Raw genomic sequence first — 24,250 nt, 5'->3', positions numbered from 1 at the left:
CGGCGAGCAGCCCCCCGGGACGGGCCCGGGTGCGGTCCCGCCGCGAGGAGGGGACCGGCATGCGTCTCGGAACCGCCATCGTGCTGCTCGCGCTGGGCGCCGTCCTGACCTTCGCGCTGCGCGTGGACGTCAGCGGCATCGACCTCCAGGTGGTCGGCTGGATCCTCATGGCCGCCGGCGCCCTGGGCATCGTGCTCGAGGTGGCCGTGTGGGGCCCGCGCCGACGGGTCACCCGGACCGAGGCGTACGGCGCCCACGTCCCCGGCGCGCCGGTGCGGCGGACCACCGACGAGACCTACTGACCCGGGCTCAGCCGGTGGGCAGCAGGCCCCTGGCGGCGGCGACCGCGACGGCCTCGGTGCGGCTGCCGGCGCCGAGCTTGGCCAGGATGTTGCTCACGTGCACGCTGGCGGTCTTCTCGCTGATGTAGAGCTCACCGCCGATCTGCCGGTTGGTGCGGCCGCGGGCGAGCAGGGCGAGCACCTCGGTCTCGCGCGGGGTGAACACCGCCTCCGCTGGGACTCCCCGCCCGGCGCCGGGCAGCTCCAGCCGAGCCCTGCGGGCGAGTGCGGTGACCGCCGCCAGCAGCGGCGCCGCGCCCAGTGCGCGGGCCGTCCCGGCCGCCGCCCGCAGCGGCCCGGCGGCCCCCTCGCGGTCGCCGGTCGCCACCAGCGCCTCGGCCAGCCGCCACCGGCTGCGCGCCTGCTCGTAGACGTGCCCGTAGCCGAACGCCGCCACCGCCGCCGACCACAGCTCCGGCGCGGCCCGGCCGGCCAGCCGCGCGGCCTCCGCGTCCAGTCGCGCCACCCAGGCCGCCGCCTCGACGCCGTACTCCCCCGCCGCGCGCTCGTGGTCGGCCACCGCCGCCCGGGCCAGCCCGACCAGCTCCTCCCCGGCCGCCACCCACTCCGCCTCGACGGCCGCGTCGCCGGTCAGCCGCGCCGAGGCGGCGGCGTCGGCCACCGGTGCCAGCGCCGTCGCGACCAGCCGGACGACGACGATCCGCTCGGCGCCCCACAGCTCCTCCAGCCGCGCGGCGGCGGCCCGGGCGGTGGCGACCGCGGCCGCCGGGTCGGGTGCCCACGCGGCCAGCTCGAGCTCCGCCCCGGACGTGGCCACCAGCAGCAGCGCGTGCGCGCCCAGCCGCCGCACCAGCCCGCGGGCCCAGGCGGTGCGGGCCGGCGCGGCCGGGTCGCCGCGGCCGACCTGCACCAGCAGGCCCGCGGCGCGCACGTGCGCGGCCATCTCGGGCACCCGGGCCAGCTGGTCGGCCAGGGCGAGGCTGCCGTCCCAGTCGCCGAGCACGTACCGCGACAGGACGCCGAGGTGCCGCAGCTCCGCGGCGTAGAACGACCACTCGACGCCGAGCTCCCCCGCCCGCGCCAGCCCCGCGTCGCTCCAGCGCAGCGTCTCCTCCGCCGCGCCGTCCTCGTACGCGACGATCGCCAGGTTGAACAGCACCCGCATCTCCACGTCGGGGTCGCCCGACCGGCGGGCGCGGGCCAGCGCCTCCTCCAGCCGCGCGGTCAGGCCCTCGCCCCCGTGGGAACGGGCCAGGGAGACCGCGACGTCGGCCCACGCGCTGTCCAGACCGAGCGCGTCGGCGGCGGCCAGCGCCTCCTCGGCGGCGGCCGCGGCCTCCTCCCGGCGGCCCACCTCGAAGCAGGCCCGGGCGTGCGTGGCCGCCGCCCAGGTGCGCACCGGCGAGGGCGGCTGCGCCGGCACCAGGGCCATCGCCGCGGTGGTCTCCCGCAGGGCGGAGTCCTGGTCCTCGATGCGGGCCAGCGCCTGGGCGAGCGTGTAGTGCACCCGGGCCCGCAGCTCCCGGTCGCCGTCGGGTCCGAGCACGTCCTGCGCCGCCCGCAGCAGCGCCACCGCCCGGTGCAGCTCGCCGCCGCGGCGGGCGGCGGCCGCGGTGTCCAGCAACAGCACCGCCTGCGACCGGCCGGCCCGCTCGGCGGCGTCGGGCACCGCCGGCCACAGGGCCAGCGCGCGCTCCAGGTGCTGCAGCTGCTCGGCGGGGGCACCCACCCGCCGGGCCTCGTCGGCGGCCTCCAGCGAGGCGGTCAGCGCGCCGGCGAGGTCGTTGCTCTCCTGCAGGTGGTGGGCCCGCTCGGCCGCGGTGCCGGCGCCCGGGACGGCGGCCAGGTGCGCGGCGACGGCGGCGTGCAGCCGCACCCGCTCCCCCGGCAGCAGGTCGGCCAGCACCGCCTCCCGCAGCAGCGCGTGCCGGAAGCGGTAGGCGCCGTCGGGCGAGACGACGAGCAGGTGGGAGTGCACCGCCTCGGCCAGCGCCCGCTCGAGGTCGGCCGGCGACAGCCCGCCGACGGCCGCGACCAGCTCGTGGCGCACCCGCCGCCCGGCCACCGCCGCCACCCGCAGCACCTGCTGCGCGGCCGGCCCGAGCTGCTCGACCCGGGCCAGCAGCACGTCGGTGAGGGCGAGGGGCAGCGTCTCCCCGGCCTGCCCCGCGGCGAGCAGCTCCTCGGCGTAGAAGGCGTTGCCCTCGGCGCGGGCGACGACGTCCTCCACCGTGCGGTCGGGCACGCCGCCGGCCAGGCCGCGGACCAGCTCCTCCACCGCGGCGTCGGGCAGCGGGCCCAGGTCGAGCCGCTCCACGCCAGGCAGCCGCACCAGCTCGGCGAGCAGCGGGCGCAGCGGGTGCCGCCGGTGCAGGTCGTCGGAGCGGTAGGAGGCCACCACCGCGACCGGCTCGTCGGCCAGCCGGGCGAGCAGGTAGCGCAGCAGGTCGCGGCTGGAGCGGTCGGCCCAGTGCAGGTCCTCCAGCACCACCAGCAGCGGGCACTCGGCGGCCAGGCCGGTCAGTGTGGCGGCGACGGCCTCGAACAGCTGCAGCCGCCCGTCGTCGACCGGTGGGCGCAGCGCCGCCACGGGGCTGCCGAGGTCGGGGACGTCGGCCGCGGCCCGCGCGCGTGCGGTGGACAGGCCCGCCGCGCCGTCGCCGAGCTCGGCGGCCACCGGGCGCAGCAGGTCGACGAAGGGCAGGTAGGGCAGGCCGACGTCCCCGAGGTCGACGCAGTGGCCGGTGAGCACCCGCAGCCCGCGGCCGGCGGCGCGGGCGGCGAGCTCGTCGAGCAGCCGCGACTTGCCGACGCCGGCGTCACCGGCCACGAGCACGGCCGCGCCCCGGCCGGCCGCGGCGCGGTCGACGGCGGCCACCAGGGTGGCCAGCTCCCCGTCCCGGCCCACCAGGGGCCGCTCGTCCCACCGCGGCACGTCGCCGATCGTGGCACGCGCCGCCGACGGGACGGCTACCGCGGACGCCGCGACCGCCACGTCCGCCGGGTGCGGGTGCCGCGCCCGAGCTGCTGCAGCACCTCGCGCCGGTAGGCCAGCTCCGCCTCGAGTCCGGGGTTGGGGTAGTGCGTGTACACAGCCGTCTCCTCGCGTCGTCGTCCGGGGTGGACGACGACCACGGTCGGCCTGAGGCCCGGGCGCGGGCATCGGGCGACCGGGCGGTCCTGCCCGGCCGCCGCCGTCTGAGGGGACCTCAGACGCCGCCTCAGCGCAGCTCGGTGCCCCTGGTCTCGCGCAGGGTGAGGATGACGAGGAAGGCGACCACCGCGGCACCGGCGACGTACCAGAAGAAGACCATCGGCATGTCGCGGTTGGACAGCGCGGTGATGACCAGCGGCGCGGTGCCACCGAACGTGGCGACGGTGAGGTTGTACCAGGCACCGATGCCGGTGGCCCGCAGCTCCGTCGGGAAGAGCTCGCTCATGATCGCCGGCGCGAGCGAGGCCATCGCCGCGTACAGGCCGAGACCCACGCAGAACACGATGACCAACGAGAACAGGTCGTCGCGGACCAGGAACGACAGCGGGACGACGAGCACCGCCGTCGCCGCCGACCAGGCCAGCAGCACGGGTTTGCGGCCGACCCGGTCCGACAGCGCGCCGTAGGGGTAGCACAGCGCGATGAACAGCGCGGTGCCGACCGACAGCGCGATGAACACGTCGTTGCCGTCGGCGTCGCGGAAGTTGATCGCGAACGGCGTCAGGGCGCTGAAGAACGTGTAGTAGGACAGCGTGTTGAGCAGGGTGATCCCGCACAGCTGCAGCACCGAGCGCGGGTGCTCCTTGATGGTGCGCAGCAGCGGGTGCGTGGTGGCCCGCGCCTTCTCGGCGTTCTCCTCGAAGCTCTCGCTCTCGGTCAGCGACCGCCGCAGCCACAGGCCGACGAGGCCGAGCAGGCCGCCGACGCCGAAGGCGATCCGCCAGCCGTAGGCCTCCAGCTGCTGCTGGTCGAGCACCGCGGTGAGCAGCACGCCCATCAGCGAGGCCAGCAGCAGCGCCGAGCCGGTGGAGATGTAGAAGAACGCCGAGTACCGGCCGCGCCGCTCCGGCGGGGCGATCTCGGCCAGGTAGGCCGAGGCGCCCGACACCTCACCGCCGAGGCTGAGCCCCTGGGCGATGCGGGCGAGCAGCAGCAGGACCGGCGCGAACCACCCGACCTGCCCGTAGGTGGGCAGGATGGCGATCACCAGCGAGCCGCCGGCCATGAGCAGGATGGTCAGCAGCATGCCGGCCTTGCGGCCGCGCAGGTCGGCGAAGCGGCCGATGACGATCCCGCCCAGCGGCCGGAAGAAGAACGCCAGCGCGTAGGTCGACGTCGTCCCGATCAGCGCGAGCGCCTCGTTGTCCGACGGGAAGAACTGGCCGGCGAAGTAGACGAGGAAGGTCGCGTACACCGTCCAGTCGAACCACTCGACGGCGTTGCCGATGCTCGCCGACACGAGGGTCCGCACCGGGAGCCGGTGCTGCTCACCTGCCCGGTCGGTCGCCGCTGTGCGTGCCATGCGCCGCACGCTAGTGACCACGGCCACGTCCGGCGCGTCGAGCGGGAGATCGGGCGGGGGACGAGGCTGGGGACGACGAGAGGAGCCCCCCGTGCCCGAGCTGCCCCCCACCGTCTTCGTCCTCTTCGGCGCCACCGGCGACCTCGCCGCCCGGATGGTGCTGCCCGCCTTCGACCGGCTCGACCGCCGCGGCCTGCTACCCCCCGACTGGCGGCTGGTCGGCAGCGGCCGCGGCGAGCGCTCCGACGACGACTTCCGGCAGCTGGTCACCGGCGCGCTCGCCGAGCACGGCGACGGCGAGCCGTCGGCCGGGCTGCTCGAGCGGCTGCGCTTCGCCGGCGGCGGGCACACGCCCGAGGACCCCGGGCAGCTGGTCGACGTCGTCGCGCGGGCCCGCGAGGAGCTCGGCGGGAGCGCCCAGCTCGTGCACTACCTCGCCGTCCCGCCGGAGGCGTTCGGGGACACCACCCGGGCGCTGCACACCCACGGCCTGACCGAGGGGGCCCGCGTCGTCTACGAGAAGCCCTACGGCACCTCCCCCGACGGCTTCCGCGAGCTCGACGACCTGGTGCACTCGGTGCTCGACGAGGACCAGGTCTTCCGCATCGACCACTTCCTCGGCAAGGAGGGCACCCAGGACCTGCACGTCCTGCGCTTCGCCAACGGCCTGTTCTCCTCGGTCTGGAGCCGCGAGCACGTGGCGCAGGTGCAGATCGACGTCCCCGAGACCCTCGACGTCGCCGACCGGGCCGAGTTCTACGACGCCACCGGCGCGGTGCTCGACATGCTGGTCACCCACCTGTTCCAGGTCGCGGCGGAGGTGGCGATGGAGCCGCCGGCCTCGCTGACGCCGGCCGACCTGCAGGAGGCCCGCGAGGCGGTCCTGGCGGCGTTCCGCCCGCTGGCCCGCGAGGACGTCGTCCTCGGCCAGTTCGAGGGCTACCGCGACATCGCCGACGTCGCCGACGACAGCCGCACCGACACCTTCGTCGCCGCGCGGCTGCACGTGGACACCGACCGCTGGCGCGACGTGCCCTTCCTGCTGCGCACCGGCAAGCGGATGGCGGAGAGCCAGCAGCGGGTGACGCTGGTGCTGCGGCGGCCCGACGGCCCCGTGGGCGCGCTGCCCGGCGGCGGCAACACCGTCTCGCTGTCGCTGTCGGGCGCCGGCTCCCTCGACCTCGGGCTGGTCGCCAAGCGGCCCGGTCCCGACCTGGAGCTCGCCGTCGCCGGGACGACGCTGGACCTGGGCGCCGTCCCCGGCGGGGACCCGCTGCCGGCGTACGCCTCGCTCATCCACGACGTGCTGGTCGGCGACCGGTCGCTGTTCACCACCAGCGCCGGGCTGGCGCACGCCTGGCGGGCGGTGGGCCCGGTGCTCGACGACCCGCCGGAGCTGCGCCCGTACGCCCCCGGGTCGTGGGGTCCCGCGGAGGCGGCGGCGCTGGCCGACCCGTGCGGGTGGGCGCTGGGGAGCTGAGGTCCGGACCGGGCTCTGGTCGCCTCGCGGCGAGTTGCACGACGCGGCTCCAGGCCCCCGACCGGAGTCGGGGCGGTGGTCCGTGAAGGCGGTATCCAATTGGCACCCGGGGACACAGATCGCCCGGCCCGGACACCACCGACGGTACCCCTCCCCCCGGCGCTGACACACACCGATCCGGAGGTGCCAGACTCCCCAGCCGTGGCCGACCTCACCCGCACCGAGGCCGCCGTCCTCGACGCCGTCGACGAGGTCGCCGCGGTCGGCCTGCTCTGCCGGCTGGTGGCGGTGCCCTCGGTCGGCGGCACCGCGGCCGAGAGCGAGGTGCAGGCGCTGGTGGCCGGCGAGCTCGACGCGCTCGGCTGCGACGTCGACCGGTGGGCCGTCGACCTCGCGGCCGCCGCCGGCGCCCCCGACGCGCCCGGCCAGGAGGTCACCCGCGAGGAGGCGTGGGGCGTCGTCGGCACGCTGCCCGGCACCGGGGACGGCGACCCGGCGCTGGTGCTGTGCGGCCACTCCGACGTCGTGCCGACCGGCGACCGGGCGCTGTGGGCCGGCGACCCGTTCACCCCGCGCGTCGACGGCGGCGCGGTGCACGGCCGCGGCACCTGCGACATGAAGGGGGGCCTCGTCGCGGCGCTGGCCGCCCTGGCGGCGGTGCGCGCGGCGGGCGTGCGGCTGCGCCGGCCGGTGGCGCTGCACAGCGTCGTCGGCGAGGAGGACGGCGGCCTGGGCGCGTGGGCGACGCTGGCCCGGGGCCACCGCGGCGACGCGTGCGTGATCCCCGAGCCCACCGACGGCGCGGTCGTCACGGCCGCGGCCGGCGCGCTCACCTTCCGACTGGAGGTGACCGGGCACGCCGCGCACGCCGCCATGCGCGACCGCGGGGTGAGCGCCGTCGAGCTGTTCGCCGAGGTGCACGCCGACCTGCGCGCCTTCGAGGCCGAGCGGCAGCGCGACGCCGACCCCCGGTTCGCCGGCGAGCGGTACCCGTACGGGCTGTCCGTCGGCACCGTGCACGCCGGTGACTGGGCCTCCACCGTGCCCGACCGGCTGGTCGCCGAGGGCCGCTACGGCGTGCGGCTGGGCGAGCCGGTCGAGGCCGCCCGCGCCGCCTTCGAGGCCCGGGTCGCCGCCCTGTGCGCCGGGCACCCGTGGCTGTCCGCGCACCCGGTGCGGGTGACCTGGACCGGCGGCGCCTTCGCCAGCGGCGAGCTCCCGCCCGGCGCGGAGCTGCTCGACCAGGTCCGCGGCGCCGTCGTCGACGCCGGGGGCCCGCCACCGCCCGAGCGCGCGGTGACCGCCGGCACGGACCTGCGGCTCTACGCCGCCGCCGGCATCCCGACGCTGCACCTGGGCCCCGGCGACCTGCACCTGGCGCACGGGCCGGCCGAGCGGGTGCCGGTCGCCGAGGTGACCGCGGTGGCCCGCGCGCTGGCGCTGCTCACCCTCCGCCGCTGCGGGGTCGCGTGAGCGGCATCGGCTACGAGGACTTCGCCGCGCTCACCGGCGACTCCCCCACCGCGCGCACCGAGTGGGCGGCGCTCGTCGCCGCGTGGAGCGAGCCGCACCGCCGCTACCACGACCTGCACCACCTGGCGGCGGTGCTCGGGCTGGTCGGCGTGCTGGGGGCCGACGCCGCCGACCCCGCCGCGGTCGCGCTGGCCGCCTGGTACCACGACGCCGTCTACGACCCGCACCGCGCCGACAACGAGCAGGTGAGCGCCGAGCGGGCGCGCGCCAGCCTGCGCGGGCTGGTGCCCGCGGACCGGGTGGACGAGGTGGTCCGGCTGGTGCTGCTCACCGCCGGGCACGACGCGGCCGCCGGCGACGCGAACGGCGCGGTGCTCTGCGACGCCGACCTCGCGGTGCTGGCCGGCCCGCCCGACGCCTACGCCGCGTACGCGTCGGCGGTGCGCGAGGAGTACGCGCACCTGTCCGACGAGGTGTTCACCGCCGGGCGGATCGCCGTCCTGGAGTCGCTGCTGGCCCTGCCGGCGCTCTACCGGCTGCCGGCCGTGGCCGCCGACTGGGAGCCGCGGGCGCGGGCCAACCTCACCGCGGAGCTCGGTCTGCTGCGCTCGCGCGCTTCCTGACCCGCAGCCCCGCCCCCACCAGCCGGGTGAGCAGCTCGCGGGCACCCACCGGCTGCGCCCCGGCGGCGACGGCGACGTCGTAGAGGTCCTCGGGGACGTCGTAGTGGTCGCCCTGGAACGCGCGGCGCGGGATGCCGAGCTCCGCGGCGACGAAGGCGTGCAGCTCGTCGTAGGAGACGTCGCTGACCAGGTGCGACCACCGCCGCCCCCGCCAGGGCCACACCGGGGTGTCGATCAGGACGGCCACCGGGTCAGTCTGCCGCGCCCCGGCTAGCGTCGTCGGGGTGAGCAGGGAGATCCGCTGGGGCGTCGTCGGACCGGGGCGCATCGCGCAGAACGTGCTGGGGGACTTCGCGCACGTCCCGGACGCCCGGCCGGTGGCGGTGGCCTCGCGGTCGGCCGAGCGCGCGGCGGCCTTCGCCGGGCAGCACGGGCTGGAGCGCTCCTACGGCTCCTACGCCGAGATCCTCGCCGACCCCGACGTCGACGTGCTCTACCTCGCCACCCCGCACGCCCAGCACCACGCCGTCGCGCTGGCCGCCATCGAGGCCGGCAAGCCGCTGCTGGTGGAGAAGGCGTTCACCGCGACCACGCCGGGTGCCGAGCAGGTCGTGGCCGCCGCCCGCGACGCCGGCGTCTTCGTCATGGAGGCGATGTGGACCCGCTTCCAGCCGGCGGTCGTGGCGCTGCGCGAGCTGGTCGCCGACGGCGCGATCGGCGAGGTGCGCTCGGTGCAGGCCGACCTCGGCGTCGACCGCGCCTACGACCCCGCCGACCGGTTGTTCGCCCTCGAGCTCGGCGGCGGCGCGCTGCTCGACCTCGGCGTCTACGTCGTGTCCTTCGCGCAGATGCTGCTCGGCGCGCCCGACACCGTCACCGCCGTGGGCTCCACCTACCCCACCGGGGTCGACGCCGAGGCCGGCCTGCTGCTGGGCTGGGACGACGGCCGCAGCGCGACGCTGACCACCTCGCTGCGCTACCCGACGCCGGGGCAGGCGCGGGTGTTCGGCACGCAGGGGTGGATCGACGTGCTCCCCCGCTTCCACCACCCCGACACGATCGTGCTGCACCGCACCGGTGCGGAGCCGGAGACGATCACCCGCCCGGCGTCGGGGGTCGGCTACTCCCACGAGCTGGCCGAGGTCACCGCCTGCCTGCAGGCCGGCCGCACCGAGAGCGCGGTGGTGCCGCTGGCCGACACCCTCGCCGTCCAGTCGGTGCTCGGGCAGGCCGCCGAGCAGCTGGGCGTCGCCCACCGCGAGGACCCCGGCGCGCTCGGCTGATCCTCAGGCCGCCGCCCACGCGGCGCCGGTCGCCTGCTCCGCCGTGGGCACCCGGGTGGGCGTGCGGCCGGCCCGGCGGACGGCGCCGGCCAGCGCCACCGCGTCGACGACGGCCGCACCGCCGGGGTCGTTGTTGAGGTAGACGAACACGTCCTCGTCGTCGGCGTAGCCGGCCGCCAGGCGCTGCGTCCACTCCTCCAGGACCGCGCCCGGGTAGCCCCAGCCCTCCGCGCCGGTGTGCAGCCGCAGGTAGCCCCAGCCGGTGGTCCGCCACAGCGGGGTCACCGGCCGCTCGGCGCGGTCGGCCCAGCACAGCGCGGCGCCGTAGCGCTCGAGCAGGTCGCGGACCTCGTCGGTCCACCAGGTGTCGTGCCGCGGCTCGACGGCCACCCGGACGCCGGGCGGGAAGCAGGCCAGGCAGTCGCGCAGCAGCCCGGGATCGGCCTTGAGCGTCGGCGGCAGCTGCAGCAGGACGACGTCGAGCCGCTCACCCAGGCCCTCGGCGTGCTGCACCAGGCGGGCCACCGGTTCCTCCGGTTCCCGCAGCCGTCTGACGTGGGTGAGGAAGCGGCTGGCCTTGACCGCCCACCGGTAGTCCGGCGGCGTGCGCTCGCGCCAGGCGGCGAAGGTCTCGCGGGCGGGCAACCGGTAGAAGGCGGCGTTGCTCTCGACCGTGGCGAAGTGCTGCGCGTGGTGCTCCAGCCACAGCCGCTGCGGCAGCCGCTGCGGGTAGAAGCGGCCGCGCCAGTCGCGGTACTGCCACCCCGACGTCCCGATCACCACCGCCATCCCGTCGCCCTACCCGCCGCCCGGTCGCGCGACTCCGCCGCCGGCACGCCCCCGGATTGGGGGGACCGGCTCCCCCCCGTCGCGGCTGCCCAGGGCGTCGCGGGCGGACGAGCGTGCCCTCATCACCGGACCGGCCCGCGACGTGCGGGCACGGCGCGACTGCGGAGTAGGCGATGACCAGGACACGACCGACCCAGCACGGCGGTCGCGGGGGTGCGCACAGGGCGGTTCCCCCCGCATCGCGAACGATCCGATCCCCGAGGCGGCTGCTCGCCGGCGGCCTCGCCGCCGTCACGGTCACGGGCGCCGCCGTGACCCTCGGCGGGATCGCCCAGGCCGGCAACCCGCCGCTGGGCCCGGGCAACATCGAGGTCTTCCCCAAGCGCGACATGGTCGCCCTCGAGGGGTACGACGCCCAGGCCGGTGAGACGGCGACCGTGACCGTCTCCCGCAACGGGCAGCAGGTCGGCATCGGGGAGGGCGTCATCGACGCCACCGGATTCCTGGAGTTCAACCACCCCGGCGGCTCCTGCTGGACCGGCGTGACCCCCGACATCCAGGGCGGCGACCTCGTCGAGGTGCGGTTCAGCCGCACCGCCTTCACCGACGGCGCCTACGTGAGCTCGGCCGCCATCACCAGCGTCACCCACGACACCTTCGCCGCCACCCCGGCCGAGGGCGACGTCGAGGGCACGGTGACCATCGCCGGCACCTACGGCGACGACTTCGGCACCCGCTTCGACCTCTCCCGCTTCGTCGTCGAGGTGGTCAACCCGGAGATGCGCCGCCCTGACCCGAGCACGCCCCCCACCCTCATCGGTGAGCGGGCCATCGGCTGGACGCCGGTCACGGACCCGGCCGAGCCCAACGGCGGGCCCGGGTACGAGGTCACCGGGTCGGCCGGGAACGGCGCCTTCTCCGTCACCTTCAGCATGTACTCCGCCGCCGACGCCGAGCGCGTCCTCGACGGCGAGCACGTGGTGACCTCGTGGATGCAGGAGTCCGGGGAACTGGCACTGGGCAACTCGCTGTACGAGTTCGGCGAGACCGACGGCCCCGGCTTCGGCGGGTGCCCGGCCGGCCCGGCCAGCCAGGCGCCGGTGCCGCCGACGAGCGTCGACGCCGCCCGGAGCGGCACCGACGTCACCCTCACCTGGACGACGCCGACGCAGCCCGCGGGCGCCCGGCCGATCACCACCTACCGGGTGGCGGCCGTCGACACCGTCACGGGTCAGGAGATCGCCGTCCGCCAGGGTGCCAACCCGGGCGAGAACTCGGCGGTCATCCACGGCCTCGTCGCCGACCAGTCCTACCCGCTCGTCCTCGAGGCGACCAACGGCCTGTGGAGCCCGTTGGTGGAGCTCGGCACGCTCCACGCCGACGGCTCCCTCACCCCGGCCACCGACCCGACCAACCCCGACACCACCGGTGGCGGCGGGACGGGTGGCGGGACGGGTGGCGGCGAGACCCCGGCCGAGCCGGTCGTCGTCGCCCCGACGGCGCCCTCGCTGACCCGGGTCCTGTCCGGCCACGAGTCGGTCACCGCCGAGTGGACGGCGGCCCAGCCAGGCAACGCCAACAGCCCGATCACCGGCTACGAGATCGTGGCGACGCCCGCCGCCGCGGACGGCACCCCGGGCACCCCGGTCACGGCGCAGGTCGCGGCCACGGCCACCTCGGGCACGGTGACCGGCCTGACCAACGGCGTCGACCACACCGTCTCGGTGTTCGCCCTCGCCGGTGAGCAGCGCACGGCCGGCACCACGGCGGCCGGCGTCACCGGCGTCGTCACGCCCAACGACGTGGTGGCCGTCAGCCGGGCCCAGTACCGCACGGACAAGCGCGAGTACCGGATCTCGGGCACCGCCCAGGACACCACCGCCAACCGGGTGCACCTGCGGATCGGCGACGTCGCGGGCAGTGGTCAGGTCATCCAGCTCGACGTCCCGGTCGCGGCCGACGGGACCTGGTCGGTCGACCTCCGCAACGGCCCGACCCTGCCGGCGAACAACCGGTTCAACGTCACCTCGGACTCCGGCGCCGGCACCGTCGCCGCGATGACCCGGACGCGCTGATCCGGCCGGCACACCACGGGGCCGGCCCCCGGCCCTGACACCCACCGCGGGTCCCGAGGGCCCGTCACCACACCGGTGACGGGCCCTCGGTCTGCGGGAGGCCCCGCTGGACCCGGGCCCACCGCGGGAGGACCACCCCGCGAACGCCGACAGGGGCGGCCCCGCGAGTGCGGGACCGCCCCTGCCGGGCGTTGCTGGTGCTACGGGACGGCGGGACTCAGAAGTCCATGCCGCCCATGCCGCCGTCGCCACCGGGCATGGCCGGGGCGGCCTTCTCCGGCTTGTCGGCGATGACGGCCTCGGTGGTGAGGAAGAGCGCCGCGATGGAGGCGGCGTTCTGCAGCGCCGAGCGGGTGACCTTGGCCGGGTCGATGATGCCCGCGCCGACCAGGTCCACGTACTCGCCGGTGGCGGCGTTGAGGCCGTGGCCCACCTCGGAGTTGCGCACCTTCTCCGCCACGACGCCGCCCTCGAGGCCGGCGTTGACGGCGATCTGCTTCAGCGGCGCCTCGAGCGCGACGCGCACGATGTTGGCACCGGTGGCCTCGTCACCCTCGACGTCGAGCTTCTCGAACGCGACGGCGGTGGCCTGCGCCAGGGCGACGCCACCACCGGCGACGATGCCCTCCTCGACGGCGGCCTTGGCGTTGCGCACCGCGTCCTCGATGCGGTGCTTGCGCTCCTTGAGCTCGACCTCGGTCGCGGCACCGGCCTTGATGACGGCGACGCCACCGGCCAGCTTGGCCAGGCGCTCCTGCAGCTTCTCGCGGTCGTAGTCGGAGTCCGACTTCTCGATCTCGGCGCGGATCTGGTTCACCCGGCCGGCGATCTGGTCGCTGTCGCCGGCGCCCTCGACGATCGTCGTCTCGTCCTTGGTGACGACGACCTTGCGGGCGCGGCCCAGCAGGGAGACGTCGGCGGTGTCGAGCTTGAGGCCGACCTCCTCGCTGATGACCTGGCCACCGGTGAGGATGGCGATGTCGGTCAGCATGGCCTTGCGGCGGTCGCCGAAGCCGGGGGCCTTGACGGCCAGCGACTTGAAGGTGCCGCGGATCTTGTTCACGACCAGGGTCGCGAGGGCCTCGCCCTCGACGTCCTCGGCGATGATGGCCAGCGGCTTGCCCGACTGCATGACCTTCTCCAGCAGCGGGAGCAGGTCCTTGACCGAGCTGATCTTCGAGTTGACGACGAGCACGTACGGGTCGTCGAGGACGGCCTCCATGCGCTCGGCGTCGGTGACGAAGTAGGGCGAGATGTAGCCCTTGTCGAAGCGCATGCCCTCGGTGAGCTCGAGCTCGAGGCCGAAGGTGTTGCTCTCCTCGACGGTGATGACGCCTTCCTTGCCGACCTTGTCCATCGCCTCGGCGATGAGCTCACCGATGGCGGGGTCGGCGGCGGAGATCGACGCGGTGGCGGCGATCTGCTCCTTGGTCTCGACGTCCTTGGCGGTCGAGAGGAGGTACTCGGTGACCGAGGCGACGGCCTTCTCGATGCCCTTCTTCAGGGCCATCGGGTTGGCGCCGGCGGCGACGTTGCGCAGACCCTCGCGGACGAGTGCCTGGGCCAGCACGGTGGCGGTGGTGGTGCCGTCACCCGCGACGTCGTCGGTCTTCTTCGCGACCTCCTTGACCAGCTCGGCGCCGATCTTCTCCCAGGGGTCCTCGAGCTCGATCTCCTTGGCGATGCTCACACCGTCGTTGGTGATGGTGGGAGCGCCCCACTTCTTCTCGAGGACGACGTTGCGGCCCTTGGGGCCGAGCGTCACCTTGACGGCGTCGGCGAGGGTGTTCATGCCCCGCTCGAGGCCGCGGCGCGCCTCTTCCTCGAAGGCGATCATCTTGGCCATGTGGTGATGTCCTCCATGCATGGATCGCTGCACGGCCGGGACCGGCGCCCGCGACGGACGACACCGGCGCGGCGGGCGCCCTTGTGGCCCGCGCTCCAGTGCCTCACCGTTCCGACCTGATTGGCACTCGGCACTGTCGAGTGCCAATCGAAGTCTGGCACTCGCACCTGCCGAGTGCAAGAACGGGGGGTGCCCGTCAGCCGTTCCCGGGCAGCGGGCGGTCGCCGTCCCCGGACACGACAGCGGCCCGGCCCCCGCGACGGGGACCGGGCCGCTGTGCGTCTCGGCGGGGGCTCAGGCGGGGCGCACCGCGTCGGCCTGGGGGCCCTTCTCGCCCTGGACGACCTCGAAGCTGACCCGCTGGCCCTCGTCGAGGCTCTTGTACCCGTCCATCTGGATGGCCGAGTAGTGGACGAAGACGTCCTGGCCGCCGTCCACGGCGATGAAGCCGAAGCCCTTCTCGGCGTTGAACCACTTCACGGTGCCCTGTGCCACGTGTGCTCCCACGTTTCGTGCGTGCGGACGGACCCCGATGTCCGGGGACCGGGTACAGCTCTTCCGCCCGTCGATCACGAACGTGGAACTGACAACCGCGCGGAAACGTACAGCAGGGAGCGCTGCCTGGGGAGTCACCGCACGCAGGACACATGGCCCGATCGGGGGGTGTGGTCACCCGCCCGGACCGGCGCTGTGGCCGAGCGTACGCCCCTCAGCCGATGAGCCCGGCCGACCGCACCGACCGCAGCGACGGCTCGACCCGGTGGGTGAACCCGACCACCGGCAGGAGCGGGTCGAGGGTCTTGAGGCCCTCGCCGGTGTTGAGGACGACGGTCTCCTCCGACGGGTCCAGCCGGCCGTCCTCGACCAGCTGCCGCAGCACGGCCACGGTCACCCCGCCGGCGGTCTCGGCGAAGACGCCGGTGGTGCGGGCGAGGTCGCGGATGCCCTGGACGATCTGCTCGTCGCCCACCCGGCCGACCGCGCCGCCGGTGCGGCGGATGGCGTCCAGCGCGTAGGGGCCGTCGGCGGGGTTGCCGATGTTGAGCGACTTGGCGATGCCGGTGGGCTTGACCGGCTTGACGACGTCCCAGCCGTTGTCGAAGGCGGTGGCGATCGGGTCGCAACCGGCCGACTGGGCGCCGAAGACCCGCCACCCGGTGTCCTCGACGATGCCGGCGGCGGCCAGCTCCCGCCAGGCCTTGTCCACCTTGGTCAGCAGCGAGCCCGAGGCCATCGGGATGACGACCTGGGCCGGGATGCGCCAGCCGAGCTGCTCGGCGATCTCGTAGCCCATCGTCTTGGAGCCCTCGGCGTAGTAGGGCCGCACGTTCTGGTTGACGAAGGCGGTGTCCTCGAACTCGTCGGTCTCGGCGAGCTCGCTGGTCAGCCGGTTGACGTCGTCGTAGGACCCGTCGACGGCGACCAGCGTCTGCCCGTAGACCGCCGACTGGACGACCTTGCCGGGCTCGAGGTCGGCCGGGATGAAGACGTAGGACGGGATGCCGACGCGGGCGGCGTGCGCGGCCACCGAGTTGGCCAGGTTGCCGGTGGAGGCGGCGGCGATCTTGGCGTAGCCGAGGCCCTTCGCGGCGGTCGCGGCGAGGCTGACCACGCGGTCCTTGAACGAGTGGGTGGGGTTGGCCGAGTCGTCCTTCACCCACAGGCCGCCGGTCAGGCCGAGCTCGGCGGCCAGCCGGTCGGCGCGCACCAGCGGCGTCATGCCGGGGTCGAGCGACACCCGGTCGGCCGGGTCCTGGCCCACCGGCAGCAGGGCGGCGTAACGCCAGATGCTCTGCGGGCCGGCCTCGATCTGCTCGCGGGTGACCGCGCGCATGCGCTCGGGGTCGTAGTCGACCTCCAGCGGGCCGAAGCACTCCGCGCAGGCGTGCTCGGCGACGAGGCCGAAGGTGGCGCCGCAGTTGCGACAGACCAGGCCGCGGGCGGGGCTGGGCGGGACGGGGCCGCCGGCGGCGGAGTCGGCCTGGAGAGAACCGGGAGCGGTCAGGGTCATGCGACGACTACCTCCTCATCTTCCCCGCGTCGGGCCGTCGAGCCGCGCGGGACGGAATTGGCACCTCTCGCCGCTCGCGCAGCGCGGTTGCCGGGGCTTCACCGGGCCGTGTCCCTCTGCCCCTCTGGATGAGTGGAACGACCCGGACTCTACCCCGCCCGTCCGGGGCGCCCCGGGGTCCGGCCATGCTGACCGGTGTGGCAGCGCGCATCGTCTACACCGACCTCGACGGCACGATGGTCGGCCCGCGGGGGTCGTTCTGGCACACCGCGGAGGGCGAGCCGACGGCCGAGCCGGCGGCGGCGCTGCTGGAGCTGCACACCGCGGGGGTCGTGCTGGTGATCGTCAGCGGTCGCACCGCCGACCAGGTGACGGAGGCCGGGCGGATCTTCGCCGCCGACGGCGCGATCGCCGAGCTCGGCTCACTGGTCACCTGGAAGGGCGGCCGGTCGCGCCACCAGCTGACCGGCGAGCTGCCCCCGGAGTACGCGGGGCGGACGCCGGTGGACGTGCTGGCCGAGCTCGGCGTCGTCGAGGCGCTGTGCGCCGCGCACCCCGGCCGGCTGGAGTGGCACGCGCCCTGGCACACCACCCACGAGGGCGACGCGCTGCTGCGCGGCTACGTCGACCCGCTCGCCGTCGACGCCTGGCTGGCCGAGCGGGGCCTGGGTTGGCTCACCCTCAAGGACAACGGCGCGATCCCGGCGTCGGCCCGGCTGCGGCTGGCCCCGGAGGGGCAGCTGGCGCGGGTCTACCACCTCATGCCGCGCGGCATCACCAAGGGCGTCGCGATCGCCTGGGACCTGCAGCGGCGCGGCATCGACCCCGCCGACGCCGTCGCGATCGGCGACAGCGCCAGCGACCTGGAGATGGCCCCGGCGGTCGGGCGGCTGTGGATCACCGCCAACGGCGCCGAGGTCGACGGCATGGCCGGGCTGCTCGGCGCCGTCCCGAACGTGTCGGTGACCGACGAGGCGATGGGCGTCGGCTGGGCCCAGGCGGTGCGCGCGAGCCTGTAGCGGGTCGCGTCCCCTTGAGCGCGGGCGCCGTGCGGCGTAGGACCTCCCCGGGAGGCGGAGGGACGCCCATGACCACGGTGCTCGTGTCGGGAGCGGGGGTCGCCGGGCCGACGCTCGCCTGGTGGCTGCGCCGGCGCGGGCTCCGCCCGACGGTGGTGGAGCGGCGACCGGCACTGCGCGCGGACGACGGTGGCCACGCGGTCGACCTGTTCGGCCCGGCGGTGGAGGTCGTGGCGCGGATGGGCCTGGCCGAGGCCGTGCGGGGGGCGCGGACCCGGACCGTGGCGCTGTCCTACGTCCGTCCCAGCCGCCGTCCCGTCGAGGTGGACGTCGCCACCCTCGCTGCCGGGGTGTCCGGACGGCACGTCGAGATCCTCCGGGGCGACCTGGTGTCCCTGCTCGCCGGCGCGACCCGCGACGTGGAGTACGTCTTCGGCGACGAGGTCACCGCCCTGGACGACACCGGCACCGGGGTCGAGGTCACCTTCTCCTCCGGGACCGAGCGGGTCTTCGACCTCGTCGTCGGGGCCGACGGACTGCACTCGGGGGTCCGCCGCCTCGTGTTCGGGAACGTCCCGCAGCTGTTCCTCGGCGGCTACCTCGGCGTGTTCAGCCTGCTGTTCGAGCCGCTGGGCGGGCGGGCACTCGCACTCGCCGACGTCGGCCGCAGCATCGGGGTCTACGGCGTCGGCGACGGATCGCGGGCGCGGGCCGTCTTCCTGCTCCGCACCCCCCCGCGAGCTGTCCTTCGACCATCGCGACCTCCCGCGGCAGCGGGACCTGCTCCGGGAGGCCTTCGGCGACCTCGGGTGGGAGGTGCCGCGGCTGCTCCGAGCGCTGCCCGACGCCGAGGACTTCTACTTCGACGCGATCAGCCAGATCCGCATGGGCACCTGGTCCCGCGGCCGGGTGACGCTCGTCGGCGACGCCGGGTACTGCCCCGGCCCGGCGGTCGGAGGCGGCACCAGCCTGGCCGTGGTCGGTGCCCACCTGCTGGCCGCCACGGTCGCCGAGGCCGGCCGCGACCCCGCCGCCGGCTTCGCCGCCTACGAGCGGGCCATGGCCGAGCCGGTGCGGCAGAGCCGCCGGGTCGGCCCCGCCGTGCTGCGCACCCTCGTCCCGGGATCGCGGGCGCAGGTGTGGCTCACGCCCCGGGTCCTGCAGACCCTGACGTCGCTGCCGGGACCCCTCCGGCGGCGGCTCACCGCGTACGGGGGCGGGCCCGCGCGGATGCTCGGTGCGGTCGTCCTGCCCGACGACGACCGGCTCCCGACGGTCCCCTGACCGCCGCCGTCAGCTGGTGACGTCGCGGCGGGCGAAGTGCCGGAAGCCCAGCGCGGTGAACACGGCGGCGTAGACCAGGGACTGGACCACCCCGCGGAAGAGGTCGGAGGAGTCGACCGGGGTCTGCAGCAGGTCGGTCCAGGCGAACTCCTCCGCGGTGGGGAACCAGTCGCGGATCGACCCGAGCTGCTCGACCTGGTCGAGGATGGCGAACACGAACATGGTGAACACCGCCCCGCCGACCGCGGCCAGCGGCGCGTCGGTGATCGTGGACAGCCAGAACGCCAGCGTGCCGACGACGAGCAGGTGGACGGCGAGGTAGCCGAGCATCCCGGCCAGCCGCAGCAGGCCCTCGCCCTGCGGGAGGGTCACCCCGATCGGCGTCCGGATCTCCGCGAAGCCGAACGCGGTGCCGCCCGCCACGACCGCCACGAGGGCGAGGGTGAGCAGCGCGCTCACCGAGAGCACCAGCGCGGCGGCGAACTTCTGCCGCAGCAGCCGGCTGCGCGGCACCGGCGTGGCCAGCGTGTAGCGCAGCGACCCCCACTGGGCCTCGCTGGCCACGGTGTCGCCGAAGAACAGCGCGTAGACCACGACCAGGAAGAAGCTCGTCGTCGCGAACAGCACGAACAGGGTGAAGTTCAGCCCGCTGGCTGTGGCGACGTCGACGAGGTTGATCCGGCTGTTGGTCTGCGCCTCCTCGCTGGCGCCCAGCTGCAGCGCGGCGATGAGCACCAGCGGCAGCGCGACCATCAGCGCGAACACACCGATGGTGCGCCGCCGCTTGAACTGCCGGCGCAGCTCGACGCCCAGCCGCAGCGTGCGCTCGGGCCGGTAGCCGGCGACCGCGCCGGTGGGCTGCACGTGCTCCGTCGCGGTCATCAGTTCTCCCCCACCAGGGCCAGGAAGGCGTCCTCGAGCCGGCGCCGCGGCGTGAACTGGTCGACGGCGACGTCGGCGGCCACCAGCGCCTGCAGCGCCGCGGCGCGCGTCGTGCGGTCGCCGAGGTCGGCGACCAGGCCCTCGTCGGTGCGCTCGACGGTGACCCCGGGCAGCCCGGAGAGCACAGCGGCCGCGCGGTCGGCGTCGGCGGGGTCGGACAGGCCGACCAGCACCGCGCCGCCGGTGCCGACGATCTCCTCGACGGTCCCCTGCGCGATCTTCTGCCCCTTGGCCATGACCACCACGTGGGTGCAGGTCTGCTCGATCTCGCTGAGCAGGTGGCTGGAGACGATGACCGTGCGGCCGGTGGCGGCGTAGGAGCGCAGCACCTCGCGCATGGCGTGGATCTGCGGCGGGTCCAGCCCGTTGGTCGGCTCGTCGAGGACCAGCAGGTCGGGCAGGCCCAGCATCGCCTGCGCGATGGCCACCCGCTGGCGCATGCCCTGGCTGTAGCGGCGCACCGGGCGGTCGATGGCCGCACCCAGGCCGGCGACCTCGATCGCCTCCTCCATGTGCGCGTCCCCGGCCGGGCGGCCGGTGGCGGCCCAGTACAGCGTGAGGTTGTCCCGACCGGACAGGTGCGGCATGAGCCCGGTGCCCTCGACGAAGGAGCCCAGCCGCGACAGCACCGGCGCCCCGGGACCCGCGGCGTGGCCGAAGACGCTGATCCGCCCCTCGGTCGGGCGGATGAGGCCCATGAGCATGCGCAGCGACGTCGTCTTGCCGGCGCCGTTGGGTCCCAGCAGGCCCAGCACCTGGCCGCGGCGCACCTCGAAGGACAGGTCGCGCACGGCCACGAAGCCGTCCTTGTAGGCCTTGGTGACGCCCTTGAAGCGCAGCGGCACGTCCTCGCCGTCGGGCTCGACCACCGAGGTCACCCGGCGCCGGCGGCGGCCCCACAGCCACCCGGCCAGCGCGCCGAGCAGGCCCAGGGCGACGACGGCGGCCAGCAGCCACCACCAGCGGGAGGTGCCGCCGTCGGCCTGCGCCTGGCCCTCGACGGTCGGGACGGCGAGCGCGGTGCCGCCGTCGTCCGCGCCGGCCAGCGCCACCGAGTAGACGCTGGACTCGGCCGGCAGCGCGAAGGCCTGGTCGGTGGAGGAGACGACGACGCGCATCGTGTGGCCGGCCTCGAAGCGGTGCACGATGCCCGGCAGCGTGACGGTGACCTCGGTCGGCGCGGTCGGGTCGGCCGACAGCCCGGTGAGCGCGAGCGGGGCCACCAGGCCGCCCGGCAGCGTCTGGGCGCCGTCGGGGCCGACGTCGTACAGCTTGGCGAAGAGGGTGGCGCTGCCGCTGGGCGCGGCGACGGCGAGGTCGACGGTGGGCGCGCCGACGACCTCGACGGCCTCCTCCAGCGGCTCGGTGGCGAACGTGGCGAACTGGCCGGGGATCTCCACCGCGGTCCCGGCCAGCGCCGAGGCGAGCGCGCCCAGGCCGGGGACGGTGGTGATCGCGGCCGGGGTGCCGCCGGCGGGGGTGACCACCGGCTGGGTCGGGCCGTCGACGGCGAGCTCGGTCCGCTCGGCGGCCGCGCCGTCGTCCAGGCCCGGGTAGGTGCCGGCGACCACGCTCTGGCTGCCGCCCTGCACGGTGCCCAGCCCGCTGCCCAGGCCGGTGGGCGCGGGGAACCGGAAGCCGGTGCCGGGGTCCTCGCCGCGGGCGGGGTCGCCCTCGTCGCGCAGGTGCCAGTCGAACCAGCCCGCCACGAGGTCGCGCAGCTCGGCGGTCTCCCGCTCGGTGGCCTGCGAGTCGTGGCCGCCGGCGTACCAGACGACCTTCACCTCGGTGCCGGTGGCGGCGATGCCGCGGGCGTTGGCGTCGGCCTGGCCGAGGCCGAACAGCGAGTCCTCGGTGCCCTGCACCAGCAGCGTCGGCGCGGTGATCCGGTCGAGCACCCCGGCCGGGCTGCTGCGGTCGAGGACGGCGGCGATCTCCGGCGTCAGCGTGCCGGTGGCCGCGGCGTCCTGGTAGGCGGCGCAGATGTCGGCGCGGAAGCGGCCGCAGGTGAGCGCCTGCGCCACGGCGGCCGGGTCGAGCGTCGAGGGGTCGACCGGCAGCTCGGGCACCGACGCCGGAGCGGCCGCCGTGCCGCCGCCGCTCCCGCCGTCGCCCGGGCCGCCGTCCCCGCCGTCCTCCGTGGTCGCCTCCGAGCCGCCGCCGACCTGGCCGAGCAGGCCGGTGGGCACCGAGCCCACCCCGAAGAACAGCCCGGCCCACAGCCGCTTGTAGACGCCGGCGTCGGCGTCCTGCGGGGTGGCCGCGGGCGTGCCGGCCTCGACGGTGCCGGTCTGCGAGGGGAAGAGCGCCGCGGTGAGCGAGTTCCAGGTGATCTGCGGGGCGATGGCGTCGACGCGGTCGTCGTAGGCGGCGCCGAGCAGCGACAGCGCACCGCCGTAGGAGGCCCCGGCCACGCCCACCCGCGGGTCGCCGTCGCCGTCGCGCAGCACGTCGTCGCGCTCGGCGAGCACGTCGATCAGCGTGGAGAGGTCGGCGACCTCGTAGCGGGGGTCGTCCAGGCCGATCTGGCCGGTGCTCGCGCCGAAGCCGCGCGCGGAGTAGGTCATCACGACGTAGCCGCGGCCGGCGAGGTCGGCGGCGTCGTCGGCCACCGACTGCTTGCTGCCACCGAAGCCGTGGGCGAGGACGACGGCCGGGGCCGGGGCGTCCGCGCTCGCCGAGGCCGGCAGGTACAGCGTGGTGTCGAGCTCGACGGCGTCGGCACCGGAGCCCGAGGGGATCCGCGCCTCCTCCGTGCCGACGTCCTCGGCGGCGAGGGCGACCGAGGGCAGCGAGACGAGCACCGTGCCGGCGAGCAGCAGGGCGGTCAGGGCACCGAGGGTCGCGCGGGCGCCGGAGCGCGGGCGGGAACGCACGGGCCCGCGGTGGGGGCGCACGCTGCGGCCAACGGACGGCGTCGCAGCGGTGTTCCGCCGGTGTCGGGTCAGGGCTGCCACTCGCCGGTGACGACGACCACCAGACCGGGGTCGGCCACGCCGGGGACCTCGAAGAAGCGCACCGAGGGCCCGACCGTCACCTGGGGGAAGGCGTCCATCAGCTGCACCGCCGACTGGCGCTGGGTCTCGTCGCCCTGGGTGAAGAACACGGTCGTCGTGGCGACCTCGCTGCCCTGGTACTCACCGACCCCGGCGGTCGACCACCCCTGCCCGGACAGCGAGCCGGCCACCTCGGCGGCCAGCCCGCCGATCTGGGTGGCGTTGAGCACGGTCACCGGCACGCGGACCGGCGTGGCCGGCGCCTCCTCGACCGGCGGCAGCGGCGACACCGACAGCGGCGGCAGCGGGCCGGACGGGGGCGGCACCGACGACGGCGCCGCCGTCGTCGTCGCGGGCTCGGTGGACCCGGTCTCCTGGGCCGCCGGGGAGACGAAGCTGTAGACGCCGAGCACGACCAGCGCGACCACGACCACGGCGAGCAGGCCCAGGGCGGTACGCCCGCGGCGCGGCGAGGCGGCCTGGTCGTCGGCGGCGCGCAGCGCGGCCCGCGAGACGCCGGCCCGGCGCGCGGCCTTGCGCCGCTCGGCCTCCATCGCCTGCCGCTCGGCCTCCCGCGCCTGGCGCTCGGCCCGCAGCGCGGCCCGGCCGCCGACGACGCCGGTGTCCGTCCCGGTGTCGGGGCCGGTCCCGGGCTCGTCCCGGTGCCGCTCGGCGACCCCGCGGTCGGGGATGGCCTCGGTGGGCGGGGCCGGCTCGACGCGGTCGCGGACGACCTCGCGGTCGGGGATGGCCTCGGTCAGCGGGGCCGGCCCGGCGGCTCGGCCGCGGGCCACCTCCCGGTCGGGGATGGCCTCGGTGGGCGGGGCGGCCGGGCGGGCGTCGGCCGGGCCGGAGGGGCGGGTCCAGTCGCGGTAGGCCGGGGTGCCGCCGTTGGGCGCGGGGGACGACGGCGCGGGGGACGACGGCGCCGCGACGGGTGCCGCCGCGACGGGTGCCGGCCGGGCCGGCGCGGCCGGCGGGGCGGCCGCGACCGGACGCGCCCGGACGGCGGGCTCGCGGCGGGCGGGTGCGCTGCGGCCGCGGGCCGGGGGCCGGGCCGGCTGGTCCCAGGGGTCGATGGCCGGTGCGGCGGGCCCGGCGTCGTCGGCCTGGGGCGTGGGGACCGCCTGGAACGGCGCGACGGTGGTCTCCAGGACGGCCGGGCGGGCCGGCGGCTCCGGCTCGGGCCGCGCGGGACTCGCGACGGGCGGCGCGGGCAGGCGGGGACGGGTCAGCGGCGCGGGCTCGACCGGGCGCGAGCGGCCGGCCGGCGGCGCCGGCGGTCGCGCGGGCCGGACCTCGGGCCGGGCGGGGCGGGAGGCGGACGGCGCCGGCGGCTCGACGGTGCGCGGGGCCGCGGTCGCCCCGGCCGGCCGGCCGGTCAGCAGGCGGCGCCGGTCGGTGTCGCCGGCGAGCAGGGCATCACGCCGGCGGTCGGCGCGGCTGCGGCCGGGGGCGGTCGCGTGGTCGCTCGGCTCGACCTGGTCGGCGGGCGGCGGAACGGGTGACGGAACGCCGGGTGGGGTGCCGTCGGTGCGGCGCCGGCCACCGGCCACCGGGGCGGCCGGCCGGTCCGGTTGGTCACCACCTGACGCCGCGTGCCTGCCCAC

At 76.1% G+C, this 24,250-nt stretch carries 19 protein-coding genes, 1 pseudogene and 1 riboswitch; of the genes and pseudogenes, 9 read left to right on the top strand and 11 right to left on the bottom strand.

What is annotated here, in order from left to right; all coding sequences use genetic code 11:
• Positions 1 to 59 precede the first annotated feature (59 nt).
• Positions 60 to 302, top strand: a complete 243-nt coding sequence (locus LY71_RS19365) for a DUF6458 family protein (protein WP_106280791.1) — start codon at positions 60 to 62, stop codon at positions 300 to 302.
• 7 nt (positions 303 to 309) lie between these two features.
• On the opposite strand, the gene LY71_RS24555 is transcribed toward LY71_RS19365, so the two are convergent.
• The 3 genes from LY71_RS24555 to LY71_RS19355 all read right to left on the bottom strand — a co-directional run bounded on the left by LY71_RS24555 (position 310) and on the right by LY71_RS19355 (position 4,819).
• Entirely contained in the window at positions 310 to 3,237 is a 2,928-nt protein-coding gene (locus LY71_RS24555) for an ATP-binding protein (RefSeq protein WP_211297428.1), read from the bottom strand.
• Positions 3,238 to 3,272: 35 nt separating this feature from the next.
• Positions 3,273 to 3,395: a hypothetical protein gene (locus LY71_RS24550; RefSeq protein WP_281261625.1), complete on the bottom strand. Its 123-nt coding sequence runs from the start codon at positions 3,393 to 3,395 to the stop codon at positions 3,273 to 3,275.
• Positions 3,396 to 3,523: 128 nt separating this feature from the next.
• Positions 3,524 to 4,819, bottom strand: coding sequence for an MFS transporter (locus LY71_RS19355; RefSeq protein WP_106280789.1), 1,296 nt, complete (start codon positions 4,817 to 4,819; stop codon positions 3,524 to 3,526).
• A gap of 91 nt (positions 4,820 to 4,910) precedes the next feature.
• On the opposite strand from LY71_RS19355, the gene LY71_RS19350 reads away from it, so the two are divergent.
• The 3 genes from LY71_RS19350 (at position 4,911) to LY71_RS19340 (ending at position 8,395) form a co-directional block, all read left to right on the top strand.
• On the top strand, positions 4,911 to 6,299 hold the full coding sequence (locus LY71_RS19350; RefSeq protein ID WP_211297427.1) for a glucose-6-phosphate dehydrogenase: 1,389 nt from the start codon (positions 4,911 to 4,913) through the stop codon (positions 6,297 to 6,299).
• Between the two features lie 201 nt (positions 6,300 to 6,500).
• Positions 6,501 to 7,772: an ArgE/DapE family deacylase gene (locus LY71_RS19345; RefSeq protein ID WP_106280741.1), complete on the top strand. Its 1,272-nt coding sequence runs from the start codon at positions 6,501 to 6,503 to the stop codon at positions 7,770 to 7,772.
• On the top strand, positions 7,769 to 8,395 hold the full coding sequence (locus LY71_RS19340) for an HD domain-containing protein (RefSeq protein WP_106280739.1): 627 nt from the start codon (positions 7,769 to 7,771) through the stop codon (positions 8,393 to 8,395). The genes LY71_RS19345 and LY71_RS19340 overlap by 4 nt, the downstream gene beginning before the upstream one ends.
• Here LY71_RS19340 and LY71_RS19335 read toward each other — a convergent pair.
• Positions 8,355 to 8,642, bottom strand: a complete 288-nt coding sequence (locus LY71_RS19335; RefSeq protein ID WP_106280737.1) for a DUF4031 domain-containing protein — start codon at positions 8,640 to 8,642, stop codon at positions 8,355 to 8,357. The two genes, LY71_RS19340 and LY71_RS19335, sit on opposite strands and share 41 nt — an antisense overlap.
• 37 nt (positions 8,643 to 8,679) lie before the next feature.
• On the opposite strand from LY71_RS19335, the gene LY71_RS19330 reads away from it, so the two are divergent.
• Positions 8,680 to 9,678: a Gfo/Idh/MocA family protein gene (locus LY71_RS19330; RefSeq protein ID WP_106280734.1), complete on the top strand. Its 999-nt coding sequence runs from the start codon at positions 8,680 to 8,682 to the stop codon at positions 9,676 to 9,678.
• A gap of 3 nt (positions 9,679 to 9,681) precedes the next feature.
• On the opposite strand, the gene LY71_RS19325 is transcribed toward LY71_RS19330, so the two are convergent.
• Positions 9,682 to 10,467, bottom strand: a complete 786-nt coding sequence (locus tag LY71_RS19325) for a DUF72 domain-containing protein (RefSeq protein WP_106280732.1) — start codon at positions 10,465 to 10,467, stop codon at positions 9,682 to 9,684.
• Between the two features lie 311 nt (positions 10,468 to 10,778).
• Here LY71_RS19325 and LY71_RS19320 point away from each other — a divergent pair, with 311 nt between their 5' ends.
• Complete coding sequence (locus tag LY71_RS19320) at positions 10,779 to 12,542, top strand: fibronectin type III domain-containing protein (RefSeq protein ID WP_106280730.1); 1,764 nt, start codon at positions 10,779 to 10,781, stop codon at positions 12,540 to 12,542.
• A 217-nt stretch (positions 12,543 to 12,759) separates the two neighbouring features.
• Here the strand turns inward: LY71_RS19320 and groL are convergent, their stop codons facing one another.
• The 3 genes from groL to thrC all read right to left on the bottom strand — a co-directional run bounded on the left by groL (position 12,760) and on the right by thrC (position 16,399).
• Positions 12,760 to 14,388: a chaperonin GroEL gene (gene groL, locus LY71_RS19315; RefSeq protein ID WP_106280727.1), complete on the bottom strand. Its 1,629-nt coding sequence runs from the start codon at positions 14,386 to 14,388 to the stop codon at positions 12,760 to 12,762.
• Between the two features lie 294 nt (positions 14,389 to 14,682).
• Positions 14,683 to 14,883, bottom strand: coding sequence for a cold-shock protein (locus LY71_RS19310; RefSeq protein ID WP_106280725.1), 201 nt, complete (start codon positions 14,881 to 14,883; stop codon positions 14,683 to 14,685).
• A gap of 214 nt (positions 14,884 to 15,097) precedes the next feature.
• A complete protein-coding gene (thrC, locus tag LY71_RS19305; RefSeq protein WP_211297426.1) occupies positions 15,098 to 16,399 on the bottom strand; it encodes a threonine synthase in 1,302 nt (433 codons plus the stop codon).
• A gap of 12 nt (positions 16,400 to 16,411) precedes the next feature.
• Positions 16,412 to 16,534: riboswitch (SAM riboswitch) on the bottom strand.
• A gap of 62 nt (positions 16,535 to 16,596) precedes the next feature.
• Between thrC and LY71_RS19300 the strand changes: the two genes are divergently transcribed.
• From LY71_RS19300 to LY71_RS24255, 3 genes and pseudogenes are all read left to right on the top strand, one after another.
• A complete protein-coding gene (locus LY71_RS19300; RefSeq protein WP_106280785.1) occupies positions 16,597 to 17,418 on the top strand; it encodes an HAD family hydrolase in 822 nt (273 codons plus the stop codon).
• A 68-nt stretch (positions 17,419 to 17,486) separates the two neighbouring features.
• Positions 17,487 to 17,966: pseudogene (locus LY71_RS24745) on the top strand (FAD-dependent monooxygenase); the annotation flags it as partial.
• A 268-nt stretch (positions 17,967 to 18,234) separates the two neighbouring features.
• Complete coding sequence (locus LY71_RS24255) at positions 18,235 to 18,702, top strand: Rossmann-fold NAD(P)-binding domain-containing protein (protein WP_245888104.1); 468 nt, start codon at positions 18,235 to 18,237, stop codon at positions 18,700 to 18,702.
• Positions 18,703 to 18,711: 9 nt separating this feature from the next.
• On the opposite strand, the gene LY71_RS19290 is transcribed toward LY71_RS24255, so the two are convergent.
• The 3 genes from LY71_RS19290 to LY71_RS19280 form a co-directional block, all read right to left on the bottom strand.
• Positions 18,712 to 19,584, bottom strand: coding sequence for an ABC transporter permease (locus tag LY71_RS19290; protein WP_106280723.1), 873 nt, complete (start codon positions 19,582 to 19,584; stop codon positions 18,712 to 18,714).
• Positions 19,584 to 22,520 carry an alpha/beta fold hydrolase gene (locus LY71_RS19285; RefSeq protein WP_245888102.1) on the bottom strand — a complete coding sequence of 979 codons (2,937 nt, stop codon included), beginning with the start codon at positions 22,518 to 22,520 and terminating at the stop codon, positions 19,584 to 19,586. The genes LY71_RS19290 and LY71_RS19285 overlap by 1 nt, the downstream gene beginning before the upstream one ends.
• Positions 22,521 to 22,588: 68 nt before the next feature.
• Complete coding sequence (locus LY71_RS19280; RefSeq protein WP_146146186.1) at positions 22,589 to 24,250, bottom strand: LytR C-terminal domain-containing protein; 1,662 nt, start codon at positions 24,248 to 24,250, stop codon at positions 22,589 to 22,591.

The sequence above is a fragment of the Geodermatophilus tzadiensis genome (genome assembly GCF_003002915.1).
Lineage (GTDB): Bacteria > Actinomycetota > Actinomycetes > Mycobacteriales > Geodermatophilaceae > Geodermatophilus > Geodermatophilus tzadiensis.
Note: the sequence above shows the minus strand (reverse complement) of the source record. Positions and strands in the feature narration are given on the sequence as shown.

Bases quoted from the DNA above. Each gene is read 5' to 3' on its own strand.
- LY71_RS19355 (WP_106280789.1), bottom strand. From the start codon at position 4,819: ATGGCACGCACAGCGGCGACCGACCGGGCAGGTGAGCAGCACCGGCTC.
- LY71_RS19325 (WP_106280732.1), bottom strand. From the start codon at position 10,467: ATGGCGGTGGTGATCGGGACGTCGGGGTGGCAGTACCGCGACTGGCGC.
- thrC (WP_211297426.1), bottom strand. From the start codon at position 16,399: ATGACCCTGACCGCTCCCGGTTCTCTCCAGGCCGACTCCGCCGCCGGC.
- LY71_RS19290 (WP_106280723.1), bottom strand. From the start codon at position 19,584: ATGACCGCGACGGAGCACGTGCAGCCCACCGGCGCGGTCGCCGGCTAC.
- groL (WP_106280727.1), bottom strand. From the start codon at position 14,388: ATGGCCAAGATGATCGCCTTCGAGGAAGAGGCGCGCCGCGGCCTCGAG.
- LY71_RS19365 (WP_106280791.1), top strand. From the start codon at position 60: ATGCGTCTCGGAACCGCCATCGTGCTGCTCGCGCTGGGCGCCGTCCTG.